26 protein-coding genes are annotated in these 26675 nt (G+C 70.5%); 9 read left to right on the top strand and 17 right to left on the bottom strand.

Going from position 1 to position 26675, the window contains the following annotated elements; all coding sequences use genetic code 11:
- Positions 1-107: 107 nt before the first annotated feature.
- Complete coding sequence (locus AX721_RS18595; RefSeq protein WP_068877472.1) at positions 108-1163, top strand: sulfotransferase family protein; 1056 nt, start codon at positions 108-110, stop codon at positions 1161-1163.
- A gap of 4 nt (positions 1164-1167) precedes the next feature.
- Here the strand turns inward: AX721_RS18595 and AX721_RS18590 are convergent, their stop codons facing one another.
- From AX721_RS18590 to AX721_RS18580, 3 genes are read right to left on the bottom strand one after another with little or no spacing between them, the layout of a single operon-like run.
- Complete coding sequence (locus AX721_RS18590; protein WP_068877471.1) at positions 1168-2541, bottom strand: hypothetical protein; 1374 nt, start codon at positions 2539-2541, stop codon at positions 1168-1170.
- A complete protein-coding gene (locus AX721_RS18585; RefSeq protein WP_068877470.1) occupies positions 2538-2894 on the bottom strand; it encodes an EamA family transporter in 357 nt (118 codons plus the stop codon). The genes AX721_RS18590 and AX721_RS18585 overlap by 4 nt, the downstream gene beginning before the upstream one ends.
- A complete protein-coding gene (locus tag AX721_RS18580) occupies positions 2891-3952 on the bottom strand; it encodes a glycosyltransferase family 2 protein (protein ID WP_231733362.1) in 1062 nt (353 codons plus the stop codon). Before AX721_RS18580 ends, AX721_RS18585 begins: the two co-directional genes overlap by 4 nt.
- A gap of 111 nt (positions 3953-4063) precedes the next feature.
- Here AX721_RS18580 and AX721_RS18575 point away from each other — a divergent pair, with 111 nt between their 5' ends.
- The 3 genes from AX721_RS18575 to AX721_RS18565 are packed head-to-tail and all read left to right on the top strand — an operon-like array spanning position 4064 to position 6094.
- The gene (locus AX721_RS18575) at positions 4064-4897 is read left to right on the top strand and encodes an ABC transporter permease (RefSeq protein ID WP_068877468.1); all 834 of its coding nucleotides are present in this window, start codon (positions 4064-4066) and stop codon (positions 4895-4897) included.
- The gene (locus AX721_RS18570) at positions 4894-5640 is read left to right on the top strand and encodes an ABC transporter ATP-binding protein (RefSeq protein ID WP_068877467.1); all 747 of its coding nucleotides are present in this window, start codon (positions 4894-4896) and stop codon (positions 5638-5640) included. Before AX721_RS18575 ends, AX721_RS18570 begins: the two co-directional genes overlap by 4 nt.
- A gap of 58 nt (positions 5641-5698) precedes the next feature.
- Complete coding sequence (locus tag AX721_RS18565) at positions 5699-6094, top strand: DUF3597 domain-containing protein (RefSeq protein ID WP_068877466.1); 396 nt, start codon at positions 5699-5701, stop codon at positions 6092-6094.
- 34 nt (positions 6095-6128) lie between these two features.
- Here AX721_RS18565 and AX721_RS18560 read toward each other — a convergent pair whose 3' ends face one another.
- The 3 genes from AX721_RS18560 to AX721_RS18550 form a co-directional block, all read right to left on the bottom strand.
- Positions 6129-6590, bottom strand: coding sequence for a hypothetical protein (locus AX721_RS18560; protein WP_068877465.1), 462 nt, complete (start codon positions 6588-6590; stop codon positions 6129-6131).
- 3 nt (positions 6591-6593) lie between these two features.
- Positions 6594-6974, bottom strand: a complete 381-nt coding sequence (locus tag AX721_RS18555; RefSeq protein ID WP_068877464.1) for a glycine zipper 2TM domain-containing protein — start codon at positions 6972-6974, stop codon at positions 6594-6596.
- Between the two features lie 115 nt (positions 6975-7089).
- Complete coding sequence (locus AX721_RS18550) at positions 7090-7275, bottom strand: hypothetical protein (protein ID WP_156467249.1); 186 nt, start codon at positions 7273-7275, stop codon at positions 7090-7092.
- 150 nt (positions 7276-7425) lie between these two features.
- Between AX721_RS18550 and AX721_RS18545 the strand changes: the two genes are divergently transcribed.
- The gene (locus AX721_RS18545) at positions 7426-7803 is read left to right on the top strand and encodes a VOC family protein (protein ID WP_068877462.1); all 378 of its coding nucleotides are present in this window, start codon (positions 7426-7428) and stop codon (positions 7801-7803) included.
- Between the two features lie 8 nt (positions 7804-7811).
- Here the strand turns inward: AX721_RS18545 and AX721_RS18540 are convergent, their stop codons facing one another.
- The 5 genes from AX721_RS18540 to AX721_RS18515 form a co-directional block, all read right to left on the bottom strand.
- A complete protein-coding gene (locus AX721_RS18540; protein WP_068877461.1) occupies positions 7812-8027 on the bottom strand; it encodes a hypothetical protein in 216 nt (71 codons plus the stop codon).
- 468 nt (positions 8028-8495) lie between these two features.
- Entirely contained in the window at positions 8496-9311 is an 816-nt protein-coding gene (locus tag AX721_RS18530; RefSeq protein ID WP_068877459.1) for a carbonic anhydrase, read from the bottom strand.
- A gap of 73 nt (positions 9312-9384) precedes the next feature.
- On the bottom strand, positions 9385-10377 hold the full coding sequence (locus AX721_RS18525) for an SDR family oxidoreductase (RefSeq protein WP_068877458.1): 993 nt from the start codon (positions 10375-10377) through the stop codon (positions 9385-9387).
- Between the two features lie 79 nt (positions 10378-10456).
- A complete protein-coding gene (locus tag AX721_RS18520) occupies positions 10457-11905 on the bottom strand; it encodes a sensor histidine kinase (RefSeq protein WP_231733361.1) in 1449 nt (482 codons plus the stop codon).
- A gap of 100 nt (positions 11906-12005) precedes the next feature.
- Positions 12006-13325 (bottom strand): PA2928 family protein, encoded by a 1320-nt coding sequence (locus AX721_RS18515; protein WP_068877457.1) that lies wholly within the window; start codon positions 13323-13325, stop codon positions 12006-12008.
- A gap of 127 nt (positions 13326-13452) precedes the next feature.
- On the opposite strand from AX721_RS18515, the gene AX721_RS18510 reads away from it, so the two are divergent.
- Entirely contained in the window at positions 13453-14724 is a 1272-nt protein-coding gene (locus AX721_RS18510) for a cytochrome P450 (protein WP_068877456.1), read from the top strand.
- Positions 14725-14778: 54 nt separating this feature from the next.
- Here AX721_RS18510 and AX721_RS18505 read toward each other — a convergent pair whose 3' ends face one another.
- Entirely contained in the window at positions 14779-15555 is a 777-nt protein-coding gene (locus AX721_RS18505) for a PEP-CTERM sorting domain-containing protein (RefSeq protein WP_068877455.1), read from the bottom strand.
- 214 nt (positions 15556-15769) lie between these two features.
- On the opposite strand from AX721_RS18505, the gene AX721_RS18500 reads away from it, so the two are divergent.
- The gene (locus AX721_RS18500; RefSeq protein WP_156467248.1) at positions 15770-17608 is read left to right on the top strand and encodes an alpha/beta hydrolase; all 1839 of its coding nucleotides are present in this window, start codon (positions 15770-15772) and stop codon (positions 17606-17608) included.
- Here the strand turns inward: AX721_RS18500 and AX721_RS18495 are convergent.
- From AX721_RS18495 to AX721_RS18480, 4 genes are all read right to left on the bottom strand, one after another.
- Positions 17587-19404: a DUF885 family protein gene (locus tag AX721_RS18495; protein WP_068877453.1), complete on the bottom strand. Its 1818-nt coding sequence runs from the start codon at positions 19402-19404 to the stop codon at positions 17587-17589. The genes AX721_RS18500 and AX721_RS18495 overlap by 22 nt on opposite strands.
- A 68-nt stretch (positions 19405-19472) precedes the next feature.
- Positions 19473-20753, bottom strand: a complete 1281-nt coding sequence (locus tag AX721_RS18490; protein WP_068877452.1) for a C69 family dipeptidase — start codon at positions 20751-20753, stop codon at positions 19473-19475.
- Between the two features lie 5 nt (positions 20754-20758).
- Entirely contained in the window at positions 20759-21478 is a 720-nt protein-coding gene (locus tag AX721_RS18485) for a methyltransferase domain-containing protein (RefSeq protein WP_068877451.1), read from the bottom strand.
- Positions 21479-21537: 59 nt separating this feature from the next.
- Positions 21538-22266, bottom strand: coding sequence for a glycosyltransferase (locus tag AX721_RS18480; RefSeq protein WP_068877450.1), 729 nt, complete (start codon positions 22264-22266; stop codon positions 21538-21540).
- Between the two features lie 91 nt (positions 22267-22357).
- Between AX721_RS18480 and AX721_RS18475 the strand changes: the two genes are divergently transcribed.
- A complete protein-coding gene (locus AX721_RS18475; protein ID WP_068877449.1) occupies positions 22358-25036 on the top strand; it encodes a ligase-associated DNA damage response DEXH box helicase in 2679 nt (892 codons plus the stop codon).
- Between the two features lie 59 nt (positions 25037-25095).
- Entirely contained in the window at positions 25096-25761 is a 666-nt protein-coding gene (pdeM, locus tag AX721_RS18470) for a ligase-associated DNA damage response endonuclease PdeM (protein WP_068877483.1), read from the top strand.
- Between the two features lie 10 nt (positions 25762-25771).
- Here the strand turns inward: pdeM and AX721_RS18465 are convergent, their stop codons facing one another.
- On the bottom strand, positions 25772-26365 hold the full coding sequence (locus AX721_RS18465) for a GNAT family N-acetyltransferase (protein WP_068877448.1): 594 nt from the start codon (positions 26363-26365) through the stop codon (positions 25772-25774).
- Positions 26366-26675 lie beyond the last annotated feature (310 nt).

The following is a 26675-nucleotide window of genomic DNA, read 5'->3' as shown; positions in this document are numbered from 1 at the left end:
GCGCGGGCTGGTGTGCAACAGATGGGCGAGCCGTTCAACCTTGGCCGGAGCGCCGTCGCGATCAACCGCTTGCCCAGCGGCGTCCTGCCCCGTACCACCGCCTCGATATGAGCCGACAGCCCGCCAGACCGCGCGCCGCCCGCACCGCCTACCTGGTGCTGGGCATGCATCGTTCGGGCACCTCGGCGGTGACCCAGCTCCTGGCGCTGGCCGGCGCCGAGCTGCCGGCCAATGTGATGCCGGGGGACGAGCACAACGCCAAGGGCTACTTCGAGCCCTGGAAGATCGCGATCTTCAACGACGAGCGGTTGCGCGCCGCGGGGTCGGCCTGGGACGATCCGTTCGCCTATCCCTACCGTCCGCTGGACCCCGACCAGGAAGAGGCCTGGCTCGACGCCGCCTCGGCCCTGTTCGACGAGGAGTTTCCGAAGGCGACGTGGCCCTTGATGAAGGACCCGCGCGCGACGGTGCTGTTGCCCATGTGGCGCCGGGTGTTGTCCGCCAAGGGCGTGGCGGCGCGTTGCGTCATCCCCGTCCGGCATCCGCTGGCCGTGGCCGGGTCGCTACGGCGGCGCGACGGATTTGCGGACGAAAAGTCCGTTCTGGTCTGGAGCGCCTACATGCTGGCGGCCGAGGCCTACACCCGCGACTTGCCGCGCGCCTTCGTGGGCTACGACGCGCTGCTGGCGGACTGGCGCGCGGAGGTGGCTCGGATCGAGGCCGCGCACGGCGCGCCGTTGCCGAATCTGACGCCGAAGTCGGCGAAGGCCGTCGACGGCTTCCTCACCGCCGACCTGCGCCACAACGCGGTGAGCGACGGCCTGAAGTCCCTGGGCTGGGCGGGCGAGATCGCTGCCGATGTCTTCGCCTGGTTCGAAGCCAAGGCGGCGGGCGGCGATCCGCCGATGAGCTTTCTAGACGGCGCGGCGGCCCGCCTGGCCGAACGGGCCCGGGACATGGGCGCCCTGATCTCCTCCACCACCCGCGACCTGGCGGCGGTGCGGGCCGAGCTGATGGAGGCGCGCGCGCGGCTCGACGTGGCGCGGGCGTTCGAAGCCGAGGCCCGGGCCGACATCGCGCGTCTGGAGGAAGGCTGGCGGGCGGCCCAGAGCCTGCTGGACGACATCGACGTCGAGCTGGACGCCGCGCTCGCCGAGGAATGACTCCTCAGCGCCGACGCAGGCGCGGGTCGATGGCCAGGTAGATCAGGCCGGTGATCGCAGCCAGGTCCAGCAGGTAGAGATAGCGGTAGTCGCAGGCGATCGAGATCGCGAAGAAGCTGGCCGCGAACCCCAGGGCCCCGGCCAGCAGGCCGGCGATGGCGAGGTCCGCCGGGTCGCGCCGCACCAGCAGGAAGACGCCGACCGCCAGGGCGATGGCCGCGAAGGTCAGGTGCGACATGGCGGGCGTGTCCAGAAACCAGGTGGCGTAGTTGTAGAGCCTCTGGTCGCCCGCGCTGCGCCGGGGCTGCATCTTCAGGGCGGCCATCGCCGGCGCAGGCCCCTCCGCCCCCACCGACAGCGGCAGGCAGCGGTCGATCGCCGGCGTTCCCAGCACCTGCTGGAAGGCCAGGGCGCGGGCGTGGAGGTAGACGCCGGTGTCCTCCGTGACGAGATCGACCCACTCACGCTGGATGACGTCCGAAGGGACCTTCCGGAGCAAGCCGGACAGGGCGGGGTCCCAACCGATGGTGTCGACGCGCTCGGGCGCGTAGATCCGCGCGGCATGCGCGCGCAGATAAGGCGCCACGGCGGGCGCGGCGCGATCCAGGTGCGGCGTCGTCAGGGTCGGATCGAGCGCGATCGCCGCCACCAGGTCGTAGGTCTGCAAGATGCGCACGCCCTTGCCGCCGGCGCTGTCGGGCCGGCCTGCGCCCTGCGGCTGAGCCACGGCGCTGAGGACGAAGGTGAGCACGGCCACCGCCACGAGCCAGCCCATCGCCAGCGGCAGGCTGCGCCGCCAGCCGCCCGAACCCGACCTGGCCCAGGCGATCGCCAGCGCCGCCGGCAGCGCCAGGATCAGGCCGTTCTGGCGCAGCAGGCCGGCAGCGGCGAACAGGAGGGCGGCGAGCACCAGGCAGATCCAGGGCGTCGGCCGCGCGGGATCGCGCACGGCCAGGCCCAGCAAGGTGAAACCGGCCACGGCCGCCACGGCGAACTGCACGTCCTTCCAGACGATGCCGGGGTAGATCATCGCCTGCGGCAGGCTGATGAGCGCCAAGGCCAGGATCGGGGCCAGCCAGCTGGTCCGCGGCCGCAGGGCCGGCAGCAACGCCCAGGCGCCGAACAGCAACACCCCGCTCATGACCACGGCGAGCTCTGTTCCAGGCCGGATGCGGTCCAGGACGCCCAGCAGCCAGCCGAAGAAGGCCGGGTTCCAGGTCGTCCGCACGCCGAAGCGGCCCTCGTGCAGCGCCAGCACCGAATCGACCGTCAGGTGACCCGGCAGGTTCAGCCGCAGCATCAGCAGAAGGGCGCCCAGCAGCACCAGCCGGAGCGTCCAGCGCGCGAGGACCCCCGAGCCACCGGCGGCGCGGCTCATGCGGGGCGCACCACGAGGAAGAGGCCGGCGATCATCAGCAGGTAGCCGGCGGCCATGGTCCAGGTCGCCTGCTCCTTGAACACCAGCCACCCGGCCAGCGGGACCAGGCACGAGCCGATCAGCGAGAAGGCGTAGGCGAGCGACAGCGGCACCCGGGTCAGGACGTAGAACCACAGGAGCGCGGTGACGCCGTACCAGGCGAAGGCGCCCATCAGCGGGTAGTTGACGATCACCCGCGCCAGGAAGGGCCCCGACAGGCGCTCGTTGTAGACCGCGCCCCACTTGAACAGCATCTGGCCCAGCGGCAGCGCCACGGCGAAGACGCTGCAGAGCGCCATGTCCTTGGGGCTCATGCCGACGTCTCCTCGCTCTCCAGCTCGCGCAGGACGTTGAGATACGGGTGGATCGGCCGGTTCGGCACGTTGAGCACGTCGTAGTTCATGGCCTGGAGCAGGAACTGGGCGCCCAGGATCACCGGCAGGGCGGCCAGCATGACCACGCCGGCCGATGCGGCCTGACCGGGGACGCGATTGGCCATGTAGCTCAGCGCGTAGCCGACCCCGAACAGCGAGAACAGCAGGCCGAAGAGCAGCTCCACGCTGGCGGCGTTGAAGTCGCGGACGAAATACTGCCCCAGCACCCGCTGGGCGAAATTGCGCAGGTGCTTCAGCGCGAAGGGGCCGACGATGGCCTGGATGCGGATGTTCGAGACTTCATCCGCGTAGCGCGCCGGCATCGGCACGTCGCGCACCACGGCCCGCAGGGTGCCCAGGTGGTAAAGCAGGTCGGTCTCGAAGAAGAACCGGCGGGAGACCCGCTTCTCCATGACAAGCCGCGCCACATTGGCTTCCAGCGCGGTGTAGCCGTTCGTCGGGTCGAAGATGTTCCAGTAGCCGGTCGAGACCTTGGCGGCGAAACTGAGCGCCGCGTTCCCCAGCACCCGCACCGTCGGCATGGTCGTCAGGTGGCTGATGGACGTGAATCGGTTGCCCTTGGCGTAGTCCGCCTCTCCGAGGAGGATGGGGGCCACCAGCTGGGCCGCGTAGCCAAGATCCATCTGGTCGTCGCCGTCGACCTTGACCATGACCCGCGCGCCGCGGTTCGCCGCCTCGGCATAGCCCGCCAGCACGGCGCCGCCGACACCCTGGTTCTTGGGCAGCCGCACGACGACGACCCGCGGGTCGGTGTTGTTGGCCTCGATGAAGTCGCCCGACTTGTCGGGGCAGGCGTCGTCCACGCAGACGATGCCTTCGAACCAGGCCGGCGTCTTGCGGATCACCCGCAGGATGTGGCCGGTGACCTTGTAGCAGGGCACGACCAGCCACACGCCGGCGCCTTCCAGGGAAAAGGCGGGGCCGCCGGGGTCGCGGGCGGGTCTGTCGATCGGCGGGATGGTGACGGTGGGGGGCACGGAGCCGGGCTAACACGGAAGCGCGCGGGCTGGAAAGCTCGTGCGACGGGCGCTGTCCTTGCGCCGTCAAACCCCGGCTGATACCTCCGCGCCTTCGTTCGGGAGAGGCCATTGCAGACCGCCACCCACATGCTGCGGACCGGACAGCGCGGCGCGCGGTTCCAGTTCCAGATGGCGTCGCGCGACCTGGCGAACTCGTTCCGCCGGCTGGGCCTGTCCTGGTCGCTGGCCTGGCACGACGTCACTTCGCGCTATCGGGGCTCCGTGCTCGGGCCGTTCTGGATCACCCTGTCCATGGGCCTGATGGTCCTGGGCATCGGCTTTCTCTACGCCAGCCTCTTCAACCTGCCGCTGAACGAGTTCCTGCCCTATGTGGCGCTGGGCATCGTGTTCTTCGGTGTGATGACGGGCACGATCAACGAGGGTTGCGAGACGTTTGTCCTGGCCTCGGGCATGCTCTCCCAGACCAGCCTGCCGATGTTCACGTTCGTCTGGCGCACAGTGCTCCGGAACCTGATCAACCTCGGCCACCACCTGGTGATCGTGGTCGGCATGCTGGCCTACTACGGCTACTGGAAGGTGGCCGACGTGCCGGTGGCCCTGATCGGCATCGTGCTGATGCTGATGAACGTCAGCTGGATGTCGCTGCTGGCCGCTATCGCCTCGGCCCGCTACCGGGACATCCCCCAGATCGTGGTCTCGGGCATGCAGTTCGCCATCTTCATGACGCCGGTTTTCTGGCTGCCCGACCGGTTCGGCAAGCATCAGGTGTTTCTCGACGTGAACCCCTTCTACCACCTGCTGCAGGCGGTCCGTGCGCCCCTGCTCGGCCAAGCGGTCCACACGACCAGCTATGTGGTGCTGGTCGCCATGGCGGTGGTCGGCTGGCTGGTCACCTTCGCCATCTTCGCCCGCACCCGCCGGCGGCTGGTGCACTACCTGTGACCGGCGCCTCCATCACCTGCCGCGACCTGACGATCCGGTTCCCCGTCTACGGGGCCGACGCCAAGTCGCTGAAGAAAGCCCTGGCGCGCGCCGTGGCCGTGGGCGGCGCCCTCGGTCGTCACGCCGGCGTCACCGACGTCACTGCGCTGGCCGATGTGAACCTCGAGCTCAAGGCCGGGGATCGCCTGGGCCTGATCGGCCACAACGGCTCGGGCAAGACGACCCTGCTGCGGGCCCTCTCCGGCGCCTATGAGCCCGACGAGGGATCGATCGAGGTCCACGGCCGTATCGCCTCGCTGCTGGACCTCAGCCTGGGCATCGACCCTTCGGCCACGGGCTACGAGAACATCCGCCTGCGCTGCCGGATCGGCGGCCTGTCGTCCAAGGAGATCGACGCGCGGCTCGACGAGATCGCCGAATTCACCGGCCTTGGCCCCTTCCTGTCGATGCCGGTGAAGACCTATTCGGCGGGCATGCAGGGTCGCCTCGCCTTCGCCGCGGCGACCGCTGTCGAGTGCGATGTCCTGCTGATGGACGAGTGGATCGCGGTCGGCGACGCCGACTTCCAGAAGATCGCCCACAAGCGCCTGCTGAAGCTGGTCGAGCGCGCCGGCATCCTCGTGCTGGCCACGCACGAGGCGCCGCTGCTCAAGCTCTACTGCAACAAGGTCATGAAGCTGGAAGGCGGCGTGGCTTCCGAGATCGTCGACATCCGCAAGCTGGATCAGTTGCTCGCGAGCTGAGCCTTGGCATCCATCCGGCCACGCTGACGTTCCGCCTCCAACATCAAAGGAGGCCGCCATGAGCGTGTTCGGCGATATCATGTCCAAGATCTTCCGCCATCCGCAGGCCAAGGCGGCTCCCCGCCCTGCCCCGCAGGCGGCGCCGGCGACGGCGCCAAGCCCCGCTCCCGCGGCCGCGCAGGCCGCAGCGGAGGCGCCGGAAGTCGATGTCGCGGCCGTGCTCGAGATCATGGCCAAGGACAACGGCCAACAGCTCAACTGGCGCCAGTCGATCGTCGATCTGCTGAAGCTGCTGTCGATCGACTCCAGCTTGGGGAACCGCAAGGCCCTCGCCGCGGAGCTTGGCTACAGCGGCGACACCGAGGACAGCGCGGCCATGAACGTCTGGCTGCACAAGGCGGTCATGCGGAAGCTGGCCGAGAACGGCGGCATCGTGCCCGATTCGCTGCGGTGAAAGGGTGGGCGCGCCGGAGAGGCGCGCCCCTCAGTCATCTGTCCGGGCTGGTCATCGGCGCGCCCTCGCGACGGGGCGGCGGCTTGCACGCCCCCGCACGGGCCTGGGCCACATAGAACAGGGCCCGGTCGGCCGCGAAGTTGCGGTGCTCGGCGATGGGGTTGGTGGTCTCCCCGGTCAGCAGGCTCTGCGCCTCCTGGGGCGCCCCTTCGGCGGCGGCCAGGCCCAGGCTCTGCTGGTTCCAGCGGCTGAGCGGCGCCGTGCACGCGGCGACCGTGGCGTCGGCCACCGTCCCCGCATCGTCGGGCCCGCCCGCCAGCGTATAGGCCCAGCGGTGGAGGCAGTCCTCCGTGGCCGCCGCGCCGTCGGTCGCCGCCGGCTGCGCCGCGTTGGCCGCCGGGAACGGCTTGCACAGGCCGGCCACCGGCTTGCGGTCGCCGCCCTGGCAGGCCGCCAGGCCCGCGCAGGCGGCCGTAACGATCAGGATCCTGCGCATGGCTTAGCGGCACACCCGCGTGGGCTGGTACACCCGCTGACCGTAGGCGTCGTAATAGGCGCGGGTCTCCATCCGGCAGGCCGCGGCGTAGCGCGGGCGATCATAGGACGCGCGGTCGTAGGTGCGCGCCCGCTGATAGCTGCGGCTGGAATAGCTCTTGTTCTTGCACTTGCTGACCTGGTTGCCGACCAGGCCGCCCGCCGCGCCGCCGATGAGCGCGCCTTCGGTGCGGTCCCCACGTCCGGCGACGGCGCTGCCCAGCAGGGCGCCGCCCAAGGCGCCGATCACGGTGCCGTTGGTGCGCTTCTGGCAAGCCGCCTGCGAGGCGGCGGGAACGGCGGCCACGGCAAGGGCCAGGCCGGCGATCATGGCGATCGTCCGCATACTCTCTCCTCCATCCGTGAGCCGTTCCCTCGTCCGGCTCGGAGGACACAAACGCCGCAGTGGGCCTTTGGATGCGGGAAAAGTGTCGGCCGGCCGACGGACCTCGGCGGAGCGCCTAGGCGTCGCGGCCGGCGAGGCTCGCCATGACCGTGGCCAAGGTCTCGTCGACCACCACGTGCTGACCACCCGTGACGTAGATCTTGGTCGCCTCAGGGCCCTGATCCGTCACGAGGGTGACCTGATCCACGTTGAGGCAGACCGTGCGGACGCCGTCGCTGCGGAAAGCGACAAATCGGGCCATGGCGAAAGGCTCCATCGGGGCGGTGGCTGGCCCTCCGAGGGTGCTGTGGTTCGCGCGCCGTGGCCAGAGTGGGCCGTACGCCGGGACGGCTTGCCAAGGCGCGGCCGTTTCGCGCATGTCGGCCCGAAACGAAGGGAAGGGAATCTGCCGATGTTCTCGCACGTGATGATCGGGACCAACGACCTGGAACGGGCGAAGTCATTCTACGACGCGCTGCTCGGAACGCTGGGCGTCGGGCCGGCGATGGTGGACCGTCACCGGATTTTCTACCGCACGCCGACCGGGGTGTTCGCCGTGTCGCTGCCGATCAACGGCGAGCCGGCCACCTTCGCCAACGGCGGCACGCTGGGCTTCGCCTGCAGTTCTCCCGAGCAGGCCGATGCCTGGCACGCGGCCGGTGTGGCGGCGGGTGGAACCACCTGCGAGGAGCCCCCGGGCGTGCGCGACGGCGGCATGGGCAAGATGTATCTCGCCTACCTGCGGGACCCGGACGGCAACAAGCTGTGCGCCCTCCACCGCATGGGGTGAGACGGCCGTCAGACCTCGGCCGGCTCGAAGCTGCGGGGACCGATGCGGCGCCACGCTCCGACAAGCCGGGCGTCGCGCCAGAGCTGCACCAGCACGCCCTCGGCCGCCGACTGCGCGCGCCGGGCGGCGGCGGTGTCGTGAGGGGCGTCGAAGGTGTCGCTGAGCGCCCGGCCGTCGCACGCGATATCGATGGCGACATAGGACTTCAGGCGGCTGGTCGGCATCGGGCAGGCACTCGCGAACGGACAGGCCGGGGCACAATGCCCAGCTTCGGTGTCCGTTCCGAGACCAAGTTAAGTTCTTACTCGTCTACTTCAACCGGCGTCGCCCAGGAGTGACTTCATTCCTCCGCCGGCGCCCGCCTGAACGTTCGATCCGCCGAACGGCGCCATCGCCCGATCAGCTGTGCGCCGCGCCACAGCGAGACAGCCACGCCCTCCGCCGCGGACAGCGCGCGGCGGGACGCGGCCGTATCGTGCGGAGCGGTAAAGGTGTCCAGGACCGTGCGGCCATCGGCGGCCACATCGATAGCGACGTACGACTCCGTGTTTCCAGACATTGGAACGCAACCCCATTCAGCACCCTACGCGACCTAGGATGCCGAAGTCGCGGACGCCCGACATCCCCCGATTGGGGGACGCCGGCCTGCGGAGGCCGATTTCTTGCCGAGCCGCGCCCGAGCCGGACTTCCGTCAGGCTCGTTGCGTCGTCGTGGGCGTGACCCGGCCGTCGTCCAGGTCGTAGCGGGCGGCGACGATCTTGAGCTGGCCGGCCAGGACGCGGGTTCGCAGCGGGCGCGAACCGGCGAAGACCTCGGCCGCCGCGTGGGCGGCGTTGAGGCTGACGGCGGCCTCGACCGGGTCGGCGGTTCCGGCGGGCACCGCGCGGACCGCGGGCGTGATCAGGGCGGCGAGCGCGCCGATGCGGGTGTCGCGGTCCTCGGGCGATCCCCGGCCGGCGAGGGCGTCGACAGTGGCCTTCACGGCGCCGCAGCGCTCGTGGCCCAGCGCCATGATCAGCGTCGAGCCGAGGTGGATGACGGAATATTCGATGGAGGCCAGGACGGCGTCGTCGACGACGTTGCCGGCCACGCGGATGACGAACAGGTCGCCCAGGCCCTGGTCGAAGATCAGTTCGGGCGCCACCCGGCTGTCCGCGCAGGCCAGGATGGTGGCGAAGGGCCGCTGGCCGGTCGCCACCTCGAGGCGGCGGGGGCGATCGCCATGCGGATGGGCGGCGTAGCCGTCCACATAGCGGGCGTTGCCGTTCATGAGGCGGGCCAGGGCCTCCTCGGGCGGGACGGAGGGCGGGGCTGCCGCGTGCCCGGCGGCCGGGCCGTGCGGCTCCGCCGCGGGCGCCGGCGCGGCCGCCTTGGGCTTGGCCTTGGGGCGCGGCTTCGGCGCGGGCGCATGCTCGACCCCACCCTCGGCGAGGGCGATGGCGGGGACGGCGACGCAGAGGCCTGCCCCCAAGGCGGCGATCAGGCGGCGGCGGTGAAGGTCGGGCATAGGGATCCCCCCGGATCGGAGTTCGAGTGGGGGGATCAGAGCACGGAAGTCCTAAGATGCGGTTTGGACGGCCTCAGTCCCGCGCGTTGGAGGCGATGCCGTTCAGCTGCCAGCCGACCTCCTTGGCCAGGACCTCAAAGAACGCCGGCTCGTAGGCGTTCTCGGGATCGGCGCGGACGAGGGCGTCCATCCTGTGCGCATCGTCCCCCACCAGGATGCGCCAGCGCTCGGCCTTGACGCCGTCGAGGATGACGGTCGCGGCGGCCGCCGCGGTCATCGGGGCGTCTTCCAGGAACCGCCGCGCCTGCTCGGCTACCATCGCCTGGATCGCCGAGTCGGGGATCGCGTCGGCGTCCATGCCCATGCGGCCGATCCGCTGCCGGGCGCGGGCCAGCTCCTCCGGCGACAGGGTGTCGTCCTCGGTTCCGCGGATCACCTTGCGGCTGTTGCCGGCGATGGCCGTGCCGATGTGGCCGGGCATGACCACCGAGCACTTCACGTGCGGGGCGTTCAGGCGCAGGTCGGTGATCAGGGCCTCGGTGAATCCCTTCACCGCAAACTTCGCGGCGGCGTAGGCGGTGTGGGAGACGTGCGGGCCGAGGCTGGCCCAGAAGCCGTTGACGGATGAGGTGTTGACGATGTGCGCCTCATCGGCGGCCATCAGCGCCGGCAGGAAGGTTCTGACGCCGTAGTAGACCCCGCCCCAGCACACGTTGAACGTCCGCTCCCATTCCGCCCTGTCGTCGACGACCATGGAGCCGCCGCCGCCGATGCCGGCGTTGTTGAACAAGAGGTGGAGCCGGTCGATCTCGTGGGCGGCCAGCGCCTCGTCGCGGAAGCGGACCAGGGCCGCCTCGTCGGATACGTCGGCCACATGGGCGGTGATCCTGGCGCCCTGCGGGATCCCGTCCGATGTGCAGAGGGCGATGGTCTCCCGCATGTTGCGGTCGGAGACGTCGCACATGGCCACGCTGCAGCCCTCGGCGATCAGCTGACGGGCAAGCTCGCGCCCCATACCCGTCCCGCCGCCCGTCACAACGGCGAATTTCCCCGCGAAGTCCTTCATGGCGTCTCTCCCGACCGCATATTTGCCGAGAGGTTAGCCGCTGACGCAGGGGCAGGGGCAAGGGGGAGAGGCCGTCGCCTCAGATGCCGTCCAGCAGGTTCAGCATACCCTCGCGCTTCGGCAGCTGGGCGTCCATCAGGCAGACGAGGCCGGCCGGGTCATAGGTCATGTCGGCGCGGCCCTGCAGCTCGCTGCGCAGGGCGCGTTCGATCAGGCGCGAACCGAAGCCGCGGCGCGTGGGCGGTCGAACCGGCGGACCGCCGGCTTCGGTCCAGGTCATCCGCAGGCGCTCGGCCGGCGCGTCGAAGGTCCACCCCAGGGTCACGCGCCCTGTCGCCGAGGACAGGGCGCCGTACTTCACGGCGTTGGTGGCCAGTTCGTGCAGGACCAGGGCCATGGCGAGCGCCGCCCGCGGCTGCAGCCAGACGGCCGGGCCCTCGAGGCGAACCTGGCTGGAACCCGCGCCCGCGAAGGGCCGCAGCGCCCGCTGCACGACTTCCTCCAGGTCGGCGCCGTGCCAGCTCTCGCGCGTGAGGACGTCGTGCACCTCGGCCAGGCCCATCAGCCGGGACTCGAAACGGTCGTAGGCGGTCACGGGGTCGCCGCCGCCACGCAGGGCCTGGGCCGCCATCGACTGCACGGTGGCCAGCGTGTTCTTCACCCTGTGGTTCAGCTCGTTGATCATCAGGCGCAGCTGGGCCTGGTAGCGCTGCTGCTCGGCCTCGGCTTGCTTGCGCGCCGTAATGTCCTCGATCACCGCGACGAAGTAGTCCGGCGCCCCGTCGGTCTTGCGGACCAGGGACACCGTCAGGTTCACCCAAACCGGATCGCCCGGCTGGGTCACGTACCGCTTCTCGCGCGTGTAGGTCGAGATTCGTCCGGCCAACAGCTCGCCCGCCTGGACTTCGTCGGGGGCCAGGTCTTCGGGATGGGTGATGTCCTGGAACCGGAGGGCGAGCAGGCCGGCCCGATCATATCGGGTGATGGCGCAGAAGCGGTCGTTGACCTCCAGGAAGCGCCCGTCTGTCGCGACGCGGGCCACGCCGACGGCCGCTTGGTCGAAGACGGCCCGATAGCGGCTCTCCGCCGCCTCGAGGCGCAGGCGCGCTTCAACGCTGTCGGTGACCACCTCGGTGTACAGCACCAGGCCACCGACCTGACCGTCATCGGTGCGCCACGGCTTCAGCGACCAGCGGATCCAGTCGACGCAACCGTCCTTGCCCGTAAAGGGGTCGGCCTCATGGCTGAACGCCTCGCCGTCGCGCAAGGCCCGGGCGTGCAGATCGCGCCAGTGCTGGGGCACTTCGGGAAACACGTCGTAGTGGCGGCGCCCGACCAGGGGCGTGTCCCCAGGCAGGCCCTGGTCCGTGAGGAACCGGCTGGAGGCGGCCAGGTAGCGCATGTCGCGGTCGAAGATGGCCACGCCCAGCGGCGCCTGGGTAAGCGCCGTGAACACGCCCGAGCCCGGCGCGGGCGGCGGGGGATCGGCCTGCGCCTCGCCGAGGCCCGCCGAATGCTCAGAGCGCAAGTCTGACAAGGGTATCGAACGCCGGTTGGGGAAGGCCGGAACCTACATCGCCCGGCGCCGCCGCGCCATGCGGCGTGGCCGCCCAAGCCAAGCTTCGCGATCAAGGGCTCGTGGAGGACGGCGGAAGCTGGTGAGGTTGCGTCGGCCGGATGCGGAATCCATAGGCGCGGACGGCGCCGGTGGCGAGGTCGACGGACACCAGCTGGTCCACGCTCTCCGGGCGTTGGGTCTCGAAGCGGCGCGGGAACAAGGGCGGCTCGTCGCGGCGGCCCAGCAGCACGATCGCTCCCTCGCCCGGCATGACCGCCTCCAGCGCCTGGAGCGGGAGGTCGGCGGTCCAGAGCGGCCGCCCGCGCGGCCCGGAGACGCGGGTCAGGCGCAACCGGCCCTGGTCGCCCAGCCGGTCGCGATGCAGCACCAGCACGCTGTCCGGCTTGAACAGCAGGATCGGCGTGTCGTGGCAGCAGCGATTGTCCTCCAGCAGGCCCGCGACCAGGAATTCCGGGCTCTCGGGCAGGGGTTTGAAGTCGCTGAAGGTCGGCCTGGGGCCGAAGAAGGTGGACCTGCTGCCGATCTTCGCCGACCAGATCCGCGTGCGCGGATGGCGCTCGGGGTCCACGCCGCCGATGACGCCCTTGTCGCGGAAGTCCCGGACCTCGGGTTCCGCCAACAGGCCCAGCCACATCCGCCCGCCGATGTTGAGGCCGCGGGTATAGAAGGCCCAGGTCCCGATCCCGCCGGCGGTATTGGCCGGGAGGCTGACCCCCGGCGACGGCGGCGCGCGCTGCGCGTCGGTGTCGAGCCTGGGGCCGTCGGGACGCGTGGCGGCGCCCTGCCCGGTCAGCCGCCAGTCGCGCCCGTCGGCGGCGGTGAAGGACAGGCCCTGCGGGTCGAAACGGACGTAGCGCTCCTCGGTCGGCATGACGCCCCTCAGCGCCGGATTGGCGGACTCGAAGGCGGCGTTGTCGGCGACCCGGGCGCCGTCGGCGGGCGAGAGGCCCAGCAGCTCCCGGCCGTCGAACAGCCAGAGGACGCCGCCTTGCACGCCCAGGATCCGCCGGCCCATGTTGACGCCCCGGCGTTCGTCCACGATCCGCTGGCGCCAGACCGGCCTGGCCGTGGCGGCGTCGAAGCCCCAGACGTCGATGAAGAGCCGGGTGTAGCTGACCCCGGAACGGCTGGCTCGGGAGCGGAACGTGCGCCACTGGCTGGTCATCAGGAAGACGCGGTCGCCGGCCGCGGTGACCGTCCGCACCGGCTCGGCCTGGACGTCGGCCACGCTCGGGACGAGGCCGCCGCCGGCGATCATGAACCAGACCACCGCGGCGACGACCGCCGGAATGGCCAAGAGGCCCAGCAGGCGCGGTAGGCGCTTCAGAAGGTTGCGCCGCCGCCAGGTCTGCACGATCGGCTCGGACATCGCCCCTTCCCCCGGGGCCGAAGCGGACCACGGCGCGAGGCGAGCGACAAGCTCACACCGTCGCGAGGGCCCTAGCCAAACCTGACTGATCGGCGTTCACTGTCGCAAACACGACGGAGGGACGACCATGGCCGACGGCAATGCGCTGGCGAACCGGGAACAGGCGCGGGCCGAGGCTTATGCCTTGCCGCTGGACAAGCTGAATCCGGCGCGGCCGGAGCTGTTCCAGGCGGACGCCATGTGGCCCTACTTCGAGCGGCTGCGGGCCGAGGATCCGGTGCACTATACGGCCGAGCATGAGTTCGGCCCGTATTGGTCGATCACCAAGTACAACGACATCATGGCGATCGACACGGACCACAACCGGTTCTCGTCGGACTTCATGAAGGGCGGCATCACCATCGCCGGCGGCCAGGCCAACATGGATCCGCTGCCGATGTTCATCGCCATGGACCCGCCCAAGCACGACATCCAGCGCAAGGCGGTGAGCCCCGCGGTCGCGCCCCCGGCGCTGGCGGCCATGGCGCCCGAGATCCGCGAGCGGGCAGGCGCGATCCTGGATGGCCTGCCGATCGGCGAGCCGTTCGACTGGGTCGACCTGGTGTCGAAGGAGCTGACGGCCATGACGCTGGCGACGCTGTTCGGCGCGCCGCAGAAGGACCGCCGCCAGATCACCTACTGGTCCGACGTGGTCACCGCGGTGCCGACGCCGGGCGGCCTGGTGGAATCCATCGAGCAGAAGATGGGGATCTTCGGCGAGTACCACGCCTATTTCACCGGCCTCTGGAACGAGAAGGTCAACGCCCCGCCGACCGGCGACCTGATCTCGATGCTGGCGCATCACCCGGCCACGCGGACCATGGAGCCCCGGGAATACTTCGGGAACGTTGTGCTGCTGACGGTCGGGGGCAACGACACGACCCGGAACACCATCTCGGGCTCGATCCTGGCCCTGAACCAGAACCCGGACCAGTACGCCAAGCTGCGGGCCAATCCGGACCTGATCCCCTCGATGGTGTCGGAGACCATCCGCTGGCAGACGCCGCTCGCCCACATGCGCCGCACGGCCGTCGAGGATGTGGAGTTCCAGGGCAAGACCATCCGCGCCGGCGACAAGGTCGTCATGTGGTACGTCTCGGGCAACCGCGACGAGACCGTGATCGAGCGGCCGAACGACTACATCATCGACCGCGAGCGGCCGCGGCAGCACATCTCGTTCGGCTTCGGCATCCACCGCTGCGTGGGAAATCGGCTGGCCGAGCTGCAGCTCACCATCATCTGGGAAGAGATCCTCAAACGCTTCCCGGAAGTGACGGTGGTCGGCGAGCCGAAGCGCTCGTTCTCCACCTTCGTGAAGGGCTACGAGACCCTGCCGGTGGTGATCCCGAAGCGGAACTAGGTCGGCTGGCCGCCGAGGGCCGGTTGCACGAGGTGGCCCTCGGCGGCGCCGACGTCAGGCCTCGAGGAGGCGCTGGCGTGCCCGACGGCCACGGAGGATCGCCCCCGCGCCGAAGAAGCCGGACAGCATCAGGCCCCAGGTCGCAGGTTCGGGGACCCCCGCGACGGGATCGTTGCTGACCGTGTAGCCGCCCCGGCCGTCGGCCGTGAAATAGACGTTGCGGCCGTTGAGATCGAAGGTGTTCGCCGCGGCCAGGTCGTAGACCGCCCGGTTGGCGCCTGTGGAGAACGCCGCCCCCGTCAGATCGGTCTCGCCGGGATCGGCGACGCCGCCGCCGGCGCTGATGCCGGTGAGGGTGGTGTGTCTGTTCGGCACGCTGTCGCCGCTATAGCCGAAGATGATGTCGCCGTTGGCGAACAGCTGGGCCTGTGCGGCGTAAGAGCCGCCGCCGCCATACTCCCCGCCCACCCAGGTGAAGACCGCCCGGTCCCCGACGGCGGTGTTCAGATAGACCGTGCCGACGATATCGAACCATTCCGGAGCGATCCGCGCCGCGCCGTTCAGGAAGTCGCCGACACTGCCGTTGCAGCAGCCCGAGCCATTGCCGCCGCCGAGGCTGACGAAGCCGTTCGTCGAGGCGTCGAACGTCGTATAGGTCTGCCCGAAGAACGAGAACGCGAACGGCAGGGAGCCCCCGACCGTCTGGTCATCGCCGCCCGTCACGGCCGCGCCGTAGTCGGTCTCGAACACCGGAGACGTCGCAGCGGCGGCCGTGCTGGACATCAACACCGCGGCGGCGAACGCCGTCGCCCCCAAGCCAATCTTCTTCATTTTCCCCACTCCTGTAGCCCGCGCCTGTCTGGCGCTCAGGCTCCTAGGGGTAGGTCGGCCGAGCTCTGCCGCGCCGCCCCCTTTTTGTGGTCCGGCGTCGAAAATTCACGATCCATAAAGGACGATCCTTAGCCCACCCTTAGAAGCGCCGACGCGAAACCTGAGCGGAATTCGGCGTTTACCGGGAGGTCGGGTGAGTACGGAGTCCGTTCGATTGCGCCGCACAGATCCTGCGTCTTCGCCGTCGTCCCCGGCTCAGTTGCTGCGGCGAGCCTGGGCGCGCAGCGGTCCGCGGGCCGACGAGGCGGCGCGCCTGGTGGACGAACTGCTGCATACCGAGGCTAACGAAGGCTTCGATTTCGGGGCTGCCGCGCTGGTGCCCGAGGCCGCGCTCGCGATCGCGGTGCTGAGCGCCCGCAACAGCCTGGCCGCAGCCGATGCGGCGTTCGCGCGGGCCTTTCCCGATCCGGGAGCTATCCCCGACCTGCGGCGGTTGGCCGAGCGGGCGCGCCGCAGCGGTTCGGCGTTGGGCCTCCTGGAAGCGGCGGACGGCGCGCCCCTCATCGCCTGGATGGGCCGGGGACCATCGGCCACGCGGTGGGTGAGAACCGACACGGCTCGGGCGGCGCTGGTGCGACCGGGCGCCGTGGTGGCGCTGGTGTTCGCCCCCTCGCGATCGGGCGAGCTTGCCGGCCGGGCATCCGCGGCCTTCGGATTGACCCCCATCGAAGCCCGGCTGGCGGAGGCGTTCCTGTTCGCGCCCACGCTTGAGATCGCGGCCGCTCAGGCTGGCATCGGACACGCCACCGCCCGCGACGTGCTGGCCCGCGTGATGGCGAAGACCGGAGCCGCGCGCTCGAGCGAGGTGGTGCGCGCCCTGTCGGAAGTGATGAGCGCGGTGCACGAGGCTCCGGCCATGACGCCAGACCGGCTGAGCGAAGCGCTCGGCCTGACCCTTGCCGAGGCGGGCGTCGCGCTGGCGCTGGCCGGCGGAGCCACCCAGCGCGAGGCGGCCCGGGCGCTGGGCCTGCAGCCGGAGACCGTGCGCACCTATGCGAAGTCCGTGCTGGCGAAGACCGGCGCGGCCCGGGCGAAGGACCTGGCGCGGCTTGTCGCCGAGGCCGGCGCCCTCTCAGGGCTGGTGGCGGTGGCCGAGCCCGTGTTCACGTCCGGCGACCCGCCCGCGAGCCTGCGCCTGATGCCGCGACCCGGCGGCCGGCGGCTGGCGTTCCTGGACTATGGCCCGGCGACCGGGCGGCCCGCGATCGTCTTCCATGGATTCACAGCCGGTCGCAGCCTGCCGCCCCGGCTGGCGGCCGCCCTGCAGGTCCACGGCCTGCGGCCGATCGTGCCCCAGCGCCCCGGTTTTGGCCTGACTTCGCCGGCCGTCGGCGACTATCTGGCGGACGCCGCGGACGACCTGGAAGCCCTGGTCACGGCGCTGGGCCTCCGCGACGTCGCCTTGTTCGCCCGCGACGGTGGCGCAGCCGCAGCCCTGGCGTTCGCGGCCGCCCATCCGGGACGGATCTGGCGCGGCGTATTGCTGAACCCCCGCTCGCCCCGGGGCCTATCGCCCGGCCACCGCAGCGGCCCGGTGAAGCGAATGACCCGGATGCTGTTGGATCAGCCGCACCTGATTTCGGGATTGGGAGAGCTGATCCGCCGGCGCACGCGCAGCGACTTCCTGGAAGCGGCGCTGTACGAGACCCTGGGCGCCATTCCCGCCGATCGCGGGGCGCTGGCCGACCGGGCGGTGCGCGCCCAGCTGGTGCGCGACATTCAGGCCCAGTTCGCACACACCAGCGCCGGCTACGCCGCCGAGCATGCGGTCTATGCGCAAGGCTGGCGCGTGCCGCCGGTCGGCGGCGGCGGACCATGGGCCCTGGTCCACACCGGAGCCCTGGGCGATGAGCCGCCCCGGGACCCGTGGCTCCGGTTGCCCGGAGCCAGCTTCCATACGCTGGATGGCGCAGGTGTGCTGGCCCAGTTCACCCACCCGGAGCACCTCGCGGCGCTGATCGCGGGCGAGCCCTACCTGGCCCCGGCGATATAGGCGTCCACGCGGGTCTCCAGCACGTCGAGCGGCAGGGCGCCGGCGGCGAGGATCGCTTCATGGAACGCCTTCACGTCGAACTTCGGCCCCAGCGCCGTCTCGGCCTTGGCGCGCAGCTCGGAGATCCGGAGCTGGCCGACCTTGTAGCTGGTGGCCTGGCCGGGGCTGGTGAAATAGCGGTCGATCTCGCGCGCGATATCGAGGTCCGAGCTCAGCGTGTTGGCGGTCATGTAGGCGATCGCCTGGTCGCGGCTCCAGCGCTTGGCGTGGATGCCGGTGTCCAGCACCAGGCGGGCGGCCCGCCAGATCTCCAGGCTGAGGCGGCCGAAGTCGTCATAGGGGTCCTGGTAGAAGCCGGCTTCCTTGCCCAGCTTCTCGGCATAGAGGCCCCAGCCCTCCGTGTAGGCGCCGTAGTAGGCGAGCCTGCGGAACATCGGCAGGTCGGTCTGTTCCTGGCTGCGCGCGATTTGGAAGTGATGGCCCGGCGCGCCCTCGTGGTAGGCGATGGCCGGAAGCTGCACCTTCTGGACCTGGGTCATGTCGGCGAGGTTCACGTAGAAGATCCCGGGCCGTGAGCCATCGGGCGTACCAGGATTGTAGAAGGCGGTGGAGGCGGTCTTCTCGCGGAACGGCTCGACGGCGCGAACCTCGAGCGCCTGCTTGGGCAGGGTCGAGAACTGCCGGTCCGCCACGGCCATGTAGTCGGCGATGATCTTCTTGGCGTCCGACAGGTACTGCTGCTTGCCTTCGGCGGTGTTGGGATAGTGGGTCTTGGGATCCGTCTTCACGAAGGTGAAGAACTCATCCAGCGTCCCCTTGAACCCGACCTTCTGCCGGATGACGTCCATCTCGGCGCGGATGCGAGCCACCTCGGCCAGCCCGGTCTGATGGATCTGGTCGGGGGTGAGGTTGGTGGTCGTGAAGAAGGCCACCTGGTCGGCATAGAACGCCTCGCCCTGCGGCAGGCCCCAGACGCCGTTCACGCTCGTCGCCTTCTTCTGCATGGCGGCCAGGGCGACCAAGTAACGTTCGTAGCCGCGCTTCCACGGCCCCTTGAGCGCCGCCTCGCCCTCGGCAAGGAGGCGGGACTTGGCGGCCTCGTCCGCTTTCAGCGCGGCGACCTTGGTCTTGAAGTCGGCCCAGAGCGCATGGTCGGGCCCGGCGTCGAAGGGCGCGCCCTTGAGCTGGTTCTGGGCGTCCGGAATCACCCGGCCGAACACGAAGGCCGGCGGCAGGAAGCCCTTGGCCGTGCGCTGGTCGATGTCGTCGGAAACCTCGCCGGCCACCCGCTCGATGGCCTTCAGGCGCGCCACATAGGCCTCGGCGTCGGCGACGCTGTCCACCCGATGGGCATTGACCAGCATGACCGGCAGGCCGTCGAGGGCGCTGCCGTTCGAGGAGACGGCGTAGTTCTGCCAGTACCACTTCGCGAACATCCGCTGGGTGGCCACGTTGCGTTCGAAGAGGTCGTACGAGAGCTGCGAACCGGGCGACAGCTTGGCGCGGTCGAACTCCCGCTTCATGCGGGCCAGCTGGGCCTCGGCGACGGCCAGGGCCTTCTTCTGGCCGGCCTCGGTGTAGTCGCCGAGTTCGCCGTAGCGTTCCTTCATGCCGAGCTGGGTCAGCGTCTCGGGGCTCAGCCGCGCGGCCTCCAGGAAGGCAGCCTGGAAAAAGGCGGCGAGGCGCGCGTCCTCGGATTGGGCCTGGACCGCCGGAGCTGGCGCAGGCTGGGCCAGCGCGGGCGCGGCGAAGGTGGCGACGCTCAGCGCCAGGACGGAGCAGACGGTGCGGAACATGTGACCCCCAGGATGTCGCGAGACGGGAGGCTTAGGCCCGCGCCGCGGCGGGCCGAAGTGAATTTTCCTCAATCTACCCAGCCGGCCACATGGTTCAGCCGCGCCCAGCTGCGGCGGTGGGCAGGAGTGGCCTCGCTGCGGCCCGGGCGGGGGAAGTTCGTCCGCCAGCGCGCCTCCGCCGCATCCGCTTCGGCCCAGCAGCTGGCGATGGCGCCGTCGAGGTCGCCCGCGTCGAAGGCCTGGTCGATGCGCGCCTGGAAGCTGGCCTCGAGGGCGTCGCGTTCCGGCGCGATGGCGGCGAGCGCCGGAGTGAAGTCGGCCAGCATGGCGCGGTGCACGCGCTCATGCCGCCACCAGCGGGACTCCGGGTCCGCCCGGTCGGTCGGCGAGGCCCCGAACGGCGGGGCCGCCACGCCGAAGACAAAGGGCTTGAAAACGCTCGTGCACGGCGCGGACGTACCGGTCAGCCAATGGACGGTTCGGCCAGGACGCAGCTCGCTCACCATCGAGGCCACCGACTGGCTGCGGCGCGGCCCGTTCGACGCGTGCATGCAGAGGGTGCGGTCGCGGGTGTTGGCGGGGGTCCAGTCCGGCGCCTCTCCGTGATCCCGAAGGATCGCCATCATGGCGGCGGGCGTGAGACGCGGCGCGGCGCGGTCCAGCAGCGCCTGTCCGCGCGCGCAGCGGCCCCGTCCGAAGCTGACCGCGTCCCGCGCCTCGTCGATCAGAGCCGCGGCGACGTCGTAGCGCTCCGCGCGCCGAAGGCCAGGGCTGATCGCGTCGTAGTCCGCTGCGATCGAGTAGGCGTTCGACAGGGCGCGCTGCGCGGCGACCCGGCGCCACACCCACTCGCGGCCGGCGGTCTCCAGGACATAGGCTTCCGTGGGATCGGCGATGATGAAGCCGTTGTTGTAGTAGAACCGGCCCAGGTGACCGCAGTCGCCGCCCTGGCCGTGACGCTCCAGGAGATCGATGATCACGTCGCGGGCCTCGGCGGCCGTCGCGCCGCGCTCAAGCCCCAGGCGCACCAGGTCCATACCGATCAGGGCCCGCCGGCGCTGGGCGGGGGTTTTGGCATGCAGGGCCTCGTTGCCGATGACCACGCCGTGCGCGTTGGCGCCCATCTCGGCGCCCCACATCCAGAACGGGCGGCTGAGCAGGCACGCATGGGTGCGCGCGACATCCGGGATCGAGATGTAGGTGACCCGCAGGGGGCGACCGGCGGCGCCGGCCCGCGCTGGATGGAGTTCGAGGACCTGGGCCTCGTTCCGCTCGCGGTCGCTGTTCTTGGCGAAGAGCGCGGCGCCCCTGGCGGCGGACGATGCGAGGCTGGCCAGGGTGTCGCACATCGGCGTCAGGGCGCCTTGCAGGGCCTGATGTCGGCCGGCTTCGGCCGGGTCACCGGCGCCTCGAAGATGGCCAGGTAGCCCACGCCGCCGGCCATGGGAGCGGAGGAGAGCTGCCGGTAGCCCACCGCCTCGAACTCGCACTTCAGCAGCGCGGGCGGCATGCCGTGTGAGGCGGTGGCGCGGTCGAGGTCGATCACACCCACCCGCGCACCCGGCTTGAGCGCGCCCGCGAGGTTCCACAGCAGCGCGTAGGGGTTCTCGACCTCGTGGTACATGTGCACCAGCACGGCCCGGTCGATGGACTTCGCCGGCAGCTTCGGATCGTCGGGCGTGCCCACGACGATGCGGATGTTGGTCAGCTTGCGCCGTTCAGCTTCCCGACGCAGGCCTGAGATGTAGGCCTCGACGATGTCCTCAGCATAGACGATCCCGGTGGGCCCCACGGCCGGCGAAAGCCGCAGCGTGTGGTAGCCCGAGCCGGCCCCGATGTCGGCCACGCGCATGCCGGGCGCGATCTCCAGGCCGCGGATCAGCTGGCCGGACTCGTCGGCCGCATCCCGGTCCGGTCCGGACGACCACTCGGGCGCCACGATGCCGGCGACGGGGCGGTCGGGAAGCGGGAATCCGCCCTCGGCGCGGGCGGCTGCCTGGGCGGTCCGGCTCTCCGGCGTCGGCGAGCAGGCGGTCAGCAGGGCCGCGGTCAGGAAGGCGAGACTGAAACGCATCCGCCTCATTTAGCGAGCCCGGCCGCCCGAAGCGAGGCCGCCCCGGTAGCAGCCTGGATTCAGGTCAGCTCCAGGCCCGCCTCGTGCATCCGCCGGGCGGTCCAGTAGTCGAACATCTTCGGATAGGGCTCGTCCGGCGAACGCAGCATGCAGCGGGAGCCCGGCGGCGGCTCCTCGCCGTGCTCGATGTAGGTCATCGCCCACATGGTGCGGTAGTTGACCGTCGGCTCGGGCGAGTGCGCCAGCTTCGCGTTGGAGTTCCGGATGAGCCCCCACAGCACGTAGTCGTCCACGATCGACGCGCGCGGGTCCTTGAACGCCCAGGCCCCGATGGCCGCAAACGCGGGACGGGTGATGAAGAAGCAGTTCATGTCGCAGAAGTCGACGCCGTTGGACTGCTTGCAGACAGCCAGCACGCTGCCGTCGGGCCGGATGAGCCGACGCGTCGCCGTGACGATATGGGCCTTGGTCTCGGCCTGCAGGCGCACCAGGGTGGCGAGGTGGTCCGGATCGTACCAGTTGTCGGCGTCGAGGAAGGCGATGGCGTCGAAGCCCTGGGAGGAAGCGCTCATCGCCGCCACCGCGCGCGGCGTGTCGCCATAGTCGCCATGGTTCCAGGGTAGCGGCAGATGGCGGACCGGCCAGCTGTCGATCTCGGCGTTGGGGTGGCCGTCGGCGACCATGAAATGCGTCACGTCGGCGTACGTCTGGGCCGCAACGCTCTCGTGGCAAAGGCGCAGCTGTTCCAGCGGCTCCTTGAAGTACGGGGTGATGACGGCGATGCGCATGAGATCCCGTTTAGCCCGCGCCGGCGCCCGGTGGAACCCGACAACGCGTGAGGCGGATGAAACGGAACGGGAACGTGCTATAGGCGTCCGAATGGCCGATGCCGCGGGCTCCCCTGCCGACCTATTGCCGGAACGGTTCCGGGCCTGGTTCGCCAGGCGCGGCTGGACGGCGCGCACGCACCAGCTGGAGATGGTGGCCAAGGGGCGCGAGGGCCGCGACGCCCTGCTGATCGCACCCACCGGCGGCGGCAAGACCCTGGCCGGCTTCCTGCCCACGCTCATCGACCTCTCGGAGCGGCCGCCGGCGAATACACCGAGAGGCCTCCATACGATCTACATCTCGCCGCTGAAGGCGCTGGCCGTGGACGTGGAGCGGAACCTCAACACGCCGATCCTGGAGATGGGGCTGAACGTGGTGGCCGAGAGCCGGACCGGCGACACTGGGATCGCGCGGCGCCAGCGCCAGCGGGTCAAGCCGCCGGACATCCTGCTGACGACACCGGAGCAACTGGCGTTGCTGTGCGCATGGGAAGGGGCGCGGCTCTATTTCGAAGACCTCCGCTGCGTGATCCTGGACGAGATCCATACGCTGCACGCCAGCAAGCGCGGGGACCTGCTGGCCCTCGACCTGGCGCGGCTGCAGACCCTCGCGCCGAACATGCGCCGGGTGGGGTTGAGCGCGACGGTCGACGATCCCGAGGTGATCAAGAACTGGATGGCGTCGCATATTCCTCCCCCACAGGGGGAGGTGGCGGCGAAGCCGACGGAGGGGGCTTCCGCCCCGGCGATCGTTGTGGGGGAAGCCCCCTCCACCGCTTCGCGGTCCCCCTCCCCCGCCGTCTCCGCGACAGGGGAGGAGCGGGGCAGCAACGCTCGCTCCTCCCCCGCGCAAACGGGGGAGGTGGATCGGCGCGTCAGCGCCGGGACGGAGGGGGCGCAGCATGGCTCCGCCTCCATCGCCCTGGTCCGCGGCCCCGCCGGCGCGGAGCCCGTCGTGGATGTCCTCCTCTCCGAAGGCCGGGTGCCGTGGGCCGGGCACACCGCGCAGCACGCCATGGCAGAGGTCTACGACGTCATCCGCAGGTCCCGGACGGCGCTGGTGTTCGTGAACACCCGGTTCCAGGCGGAGTTCGCGTTCCAGGAGCTCTGGCGGCTGAATGAGGACAGCCTGCCCATCGCCCTGCACCACGGCAGCCTGGCGGCCGAGCAGCGGCGCAAGGTCGAGGCGGCGATGGCGCGGGGAGAGCTCAGGGCCGTCGTCTGCACCTCCACCCTGGACCTGGGCATCGACTGGGGCGACGTGGACCTGGTGATCCAGCTGGCCAGCCCCAAGGGCGCCTCGCGCATGGTGCAGCGGATCGGCCGGGCCAACCACCGCCTGGACGAGCCCAGCCGCGCGCTGTTCGTGCCCGCCAACCGGTTCGAGATGCTGGAGTGCCAGGCGGCGCGCGAGGCTATCGCGGAGAACAAGCTGGACGGCGACCCGCCGCGGGTTGGGGCGCTGGATGTCCTGGCCCAGCACGTCATGGGCTGCGCGGTGTCCGAGCCCTTCGACATGCTGGCGCTGTACGACGAGGTGCGTTCAGCGGGGCCCTACCGCGATCTGCCCTGGGAGGACTTCGAGGCGGTGGTCGATTTCGTCTCGACCGGCGGATATGCGCTGAAGACCTACGACCGCTTCCGACGGATCGTGCAGCTACCCGATGGTCGCTGGAAGGTCCGGGACCAGAACGTGGCGCAGCGGCATCGTCTGAACGTGGGAGCTATCGTTTCGCCGGCCGTGCTGGCGGTGCGGATGGCCATGCGCGGGGGCCGGGGCGGCCGCAAGATCGGCGAGGTCGAGGAGGGCATGCTGGAGATGCTCGACCCTGGCGACACCTTCGTCTTCGCGGGCCAGGTGTGGGAGCTGGTGGGCGTGACCAACCTGGACGTCCTGGTCCGGCCGGCGAACCACAAGGACCCCAAGATGCCGTCCTGGGGCGGGTCGAAGTTCGCGCTCTCGACCTACCTCGCCAAGCGCGTGCGGCAGCTGATGTTCGACGAAAGCCACTGGAACGTGCTGCCCACCGACGTGCGCGAATGGCTGGGCGCGCAGAAGGACCGGTCCCTGATCGTCGGCGAGGACGAGATGCTGCTGGAGACCTTCCCGCGCGGCAAACGCAACTTCATGGTGGTCTATCCCTTCGAGGGGCGGCTCGCCCATACGACGCTCGCGATGCTTTTGACGAAACGGCTGGAGCGCCTGGGCGTCGGGCCGCTGGGGTTCGTCTGCAACGACTACGCCATGGCGATCTGGGCGCTGAACCCGATGGACCGGCTCGACTATGACGAGCTGTTCGCGCAGGACATGCTGGGCGACGACCTGGAAGCCTGGCTGCACGAGAGCTTCATGATGAAGCGCGCCTTCAAGGGCTGCGCCATCATCGCCGGCCTGATCGAGAAGCGGTTCCCGGGCGAGCAGCAGAAGACGGGGCGACAGATCACCTTCTCCACCGACCTGATCTACGACGTGCTGCGCCGGCACGAGCCGGACCACCTTCTGCTCCGCTGCGCGCGGGCGGATGCGGCGACCGGCCTCATCGACGTGGCGCGGCTGGGCGACATGCTGGCCCGGATCCGCGGCCGTATCCGTCACGCGCCGCTGGATCACCTCAGCCCCTTCTCGGTGCCGATCCTGCTGGAGATCGGCAAGGAGCGCTCGCCCGGCCAGGCCGGCGAGATGATCCTGGCCGAGGCGGAAGAAGACCTGATTGCAGAGGCCTTGCAGTGAACGACGTCAGTATCCCCTTCGCCTATCGGTTCGCCGCCAGCGACTGCGGCGGGCTGGCGATGGGGATGCGCGGCGCCGAACTGGTGATGCGGTGCTCCGGCGCCCTGTGGCTGGCCGCGGAGCGCATGCTGATCGTGGCCGACCTGCACCTGGAAAAGGGCTCGTCCTACGCCGCCCGCGGCCAGATGCTGCCGCCCTACGACACCCGCGAGACCCTGCGGCGGCTGGAGGCGGAGGTGGCCGCGCTCGCGCCTGCGACCGTGGTCCTGCTGGGCGACACCTTCCACGACCGCAGGTCCGAGGACCGGCTGGCGGGCGACGACGCCGAGCGGCTGCGGGCGCTGGCGGTGGGTCGCGCGCTGGTCTGGGTTGTGGGCAACCACGACGCCGACGGGCCGCGCGCCCTGCCGGGCGAGACGGCCGACGAGATTCTGGTCGCTGGGCTGATCCTGCGCCACGAGCCGCAGGCGGGCACCCAGCCCGGCGAAGTGGCCGGCCACCTGCACCCGGCCGCCAAGGTGCGCGCGCCGCGCGGCACGGTGCGGCGGCGTTGCTTCGTCACGGACGGCGAACGAATGATCCTCCCGGCTTTCGGCGCCTATGCGGGCGGGCTGAACGTGCGCGACGCCGCGTTCGCGGGGATGTTCGTGCGCCCGCCGCTGGCCGGCGCGCTCGGCGCGACCCGCGTGCGCGCCGTGGGCTGGCGGCAGCTGGCGGGGGACTGACCCGGCGCGGTCAGCCGCCGATCATCGGGAAGTGCGGGGCGCTCTCTCGGGGCGACTTTCCCAGGTGGCGAGGGTCGTCGGTGATCTCGACCCTGCGGCGGAAGGGCACGAAGCCCGAGCGCATGTAGAAGGCGACGGCGCCCTGGTGGTCGAGGGTGCAGGTGTGGACCCAGAGGCGGCGGATCGGACGGGACCAGGCCAGCTCCAGCGCCTGGCTCATCAGCCAGCGGCCGGCGCCGGTTCCGACGAGGCCCGGCGAAACGCCGAAGAAGGCCAGTTCGCACTCCCCCCCTTCCCGGAAGTCGAGCTCCAGGATGCCGACCCCGCCGGGCGCCTCCAGCCGATAGACCTCCACGCGGGGGTCCCGGACGATGGCCAGCAGCTCGGCCTCGCTCAGCGCCAGGCGCATGAACCACAGCCAGTCCCGGCCGACGGCCCGATAGAGGTCCAGGTACTCGGCCGCCGCGACGGCTTCCACCCGCACCAGCCGGAAGTCCCCGCCCGCCGGGACCTCGCGTTCCGGAGGCCGCGCGAACATCTGGAGCGAGGTCTCCACGGTGACGATCTTGGTCGGATCCACCTCGTGGTAGCCATCGGACAGCATCTTCGACGTCGCTCCGCGAACTGGGGTGTTGCGTGCGTGGCAGTACGTCGCCCCGACGCCGCATTCAATCGGGCGAGGCAACCTGGACCCTCATCCGGCGATTGAGCATGCGAGGGACCTGAGACGCGAGCTGACCATGGCGCCTGACGATCGGAAGGATGGCGAGCCGGACCAACCTCTGCTGGGCTTCCAAACCTACGCTGACGGGACACCGCGTGCGTCCGCCGATGCGCGGATGCGGTTCGCCTCCGATGACGCGGATGACGCGGATGACGACTGGCGCGCTGACCCCGCGCCGTTCCCGCCCACC

The sequence above is a fragment of the Phenylobacterium sp. CCH9-H3 genome (genome assembly GCF_001557235.1).
Lineage (GTDB): Bacteria > Pseudomonadota > Alphaproteobacteria > Caulobacterales > Caulobacteraceae > Phenylobacterium.
Note: the sequence above shows the minus strand (reverse complement) of the source record. Positions and strands in the feature narration are given on the sequence as shown.

Coding starts and splice junctions, on each gene's coding strand:
- AX721_RS18555 (WP_068877464.1), bottom strand. CDS start 6,974: ATGCGGACGATCGCCATGATCGCCGGCCTGGCCCTTGCCGTGGCCGCC.
- AX721_RS18465 (WP_068877448.1), bottom strand. CDS start 26,365: ATGCTGTCCGATGGCTACCACGAGGTGGATCCGACCAAGATCGTCACC.
- AX721_RS18530 (WP_068877459.1), bottom strand. CDS start 9,311: ATGCCCGACCTTCACCGCCGCCGCCTGATCGCCGCCTTGGGGGCAGGC.
- pdeM (WP_068877483.1), top strand. CDS start 25,096: ATGGGGATGCGCGGCGCCGAACTGGTGATGCGGTGCTCCGGCGCCCTG.
- AX721_RS18490 (WP_068877452.1), bottom strand. CDS start 20,753: ATGTGCGACACCCTGGCCAGCCTCGCATCGTCCGCCGCCAGGGGCGCC.
- AX721_RS18480 (WP_068877450.1), bottom strand. CDS start 22,266: ATGCGCATCGCCGTCATCACCCCGTACTTCAAGGAGCCGCTGGAACAG.
- AX721_RS18590 (WP_068877471.1), bottom strand. CDS start 2,541: ATGAGCCGCGCCGCCGGTGGCTCGGGGGTCCTCGCGCGCTGGACGCTC.
- AX721_RS18485 (WP_068877451.1), bottom strand. CDS start 21,478: ATGCGTTTCAGTCTCGCCTTCCTGACCGCGGCCCTGCTGACCGCCTGC.
- AX721_RS18540 (WP_068877461.1), bottom strand. CDS start 8,027: ATGCCGACCAGCCGCCTGAAGTCCTATGTCGCCATCGATATCGCGTGC.
- AX721_RS18525 (WP_068877458.1), bottom strand. CDS start 10,377: ATGAAGGACTTCGCGGGGAAATTCGCCGTTGTGACGGGCGGCGGGACG.
- AX721_RS18475 (WP_068877449.1), top strand. CDS start 22,358: ATGGCCGATGCCGCGGGCTCCCCTGCCGACCTATTGCCGGAACGGTTC.
- AX721_RS18595 (WP_068877472.1), top strand. CDS start 108: ATGAGCCGACAGCCCGCCAGACCGCGCGCCGCCCGCACCGCCTACCTG.
- AX721_RS18515 (WP_068877457.1), bottom strand. CDS start 13,325: ATGTCCGAGCCGATCGTGCAGACCTGGCGGCGGCGCAACCTTCTGAAG.
- AX721_RS18505 (WP_068877455.1), bottom strand. CDS start 15,555: ATGAAGAAGATTGGCTTGGGGGCGACGGCGTTCGCCGCCGCGGTGTTG.
- AX721_RS18545 (WP_068877462.1), top strand. CDS start 7,426: ATGTTCTCGCACGTGATGATCGGGACCAACGACCTGGAACGGGCGAAG.
- AX721_RS18495 (WP_068877453.1), bottom strand. CDS start 19,404: ATGTTCCGCACCGTCTGCTCCGTCCTGGCGCTGAGCGTCGCCACCTTC.
- AX721_RS18565 (WP_068877466.1), top strand. CDS start 5,699: ATGAGCGTGTTCGGCGATATCATGTCCAAGATCTTCCGCCATCCGCAG.
- AX721_RS18550 (WP_156467249.1), bottom strand. CDS start 7,275: ATGGCCCGATTTGTCGCTTTCCGCAGCGACGGCGTCCGCACGGTCTGC.
- AX721_RS18560 (WP_068877465.1), bottom strand. CDS start 6,590: ATGCGCAGGATCCTGATCGTTACGGCCGCCTGCGCGGGCCTGGCGGCC.
- AX721_RS18585 (WP_068877470.1), bottom strand. CDS start 2,894: ATGAGCCCCAAGGACATGGCGCTCTGCAGCGTCTTCGCCGTGGCGCTG.
- AX721_RS18510 (WP_068877456.1), top strand. CDS start 13,453: ATGGCCGACGGCAATGCGCTGGCGAACCGGGAACAGGCGCGGGCCGAG.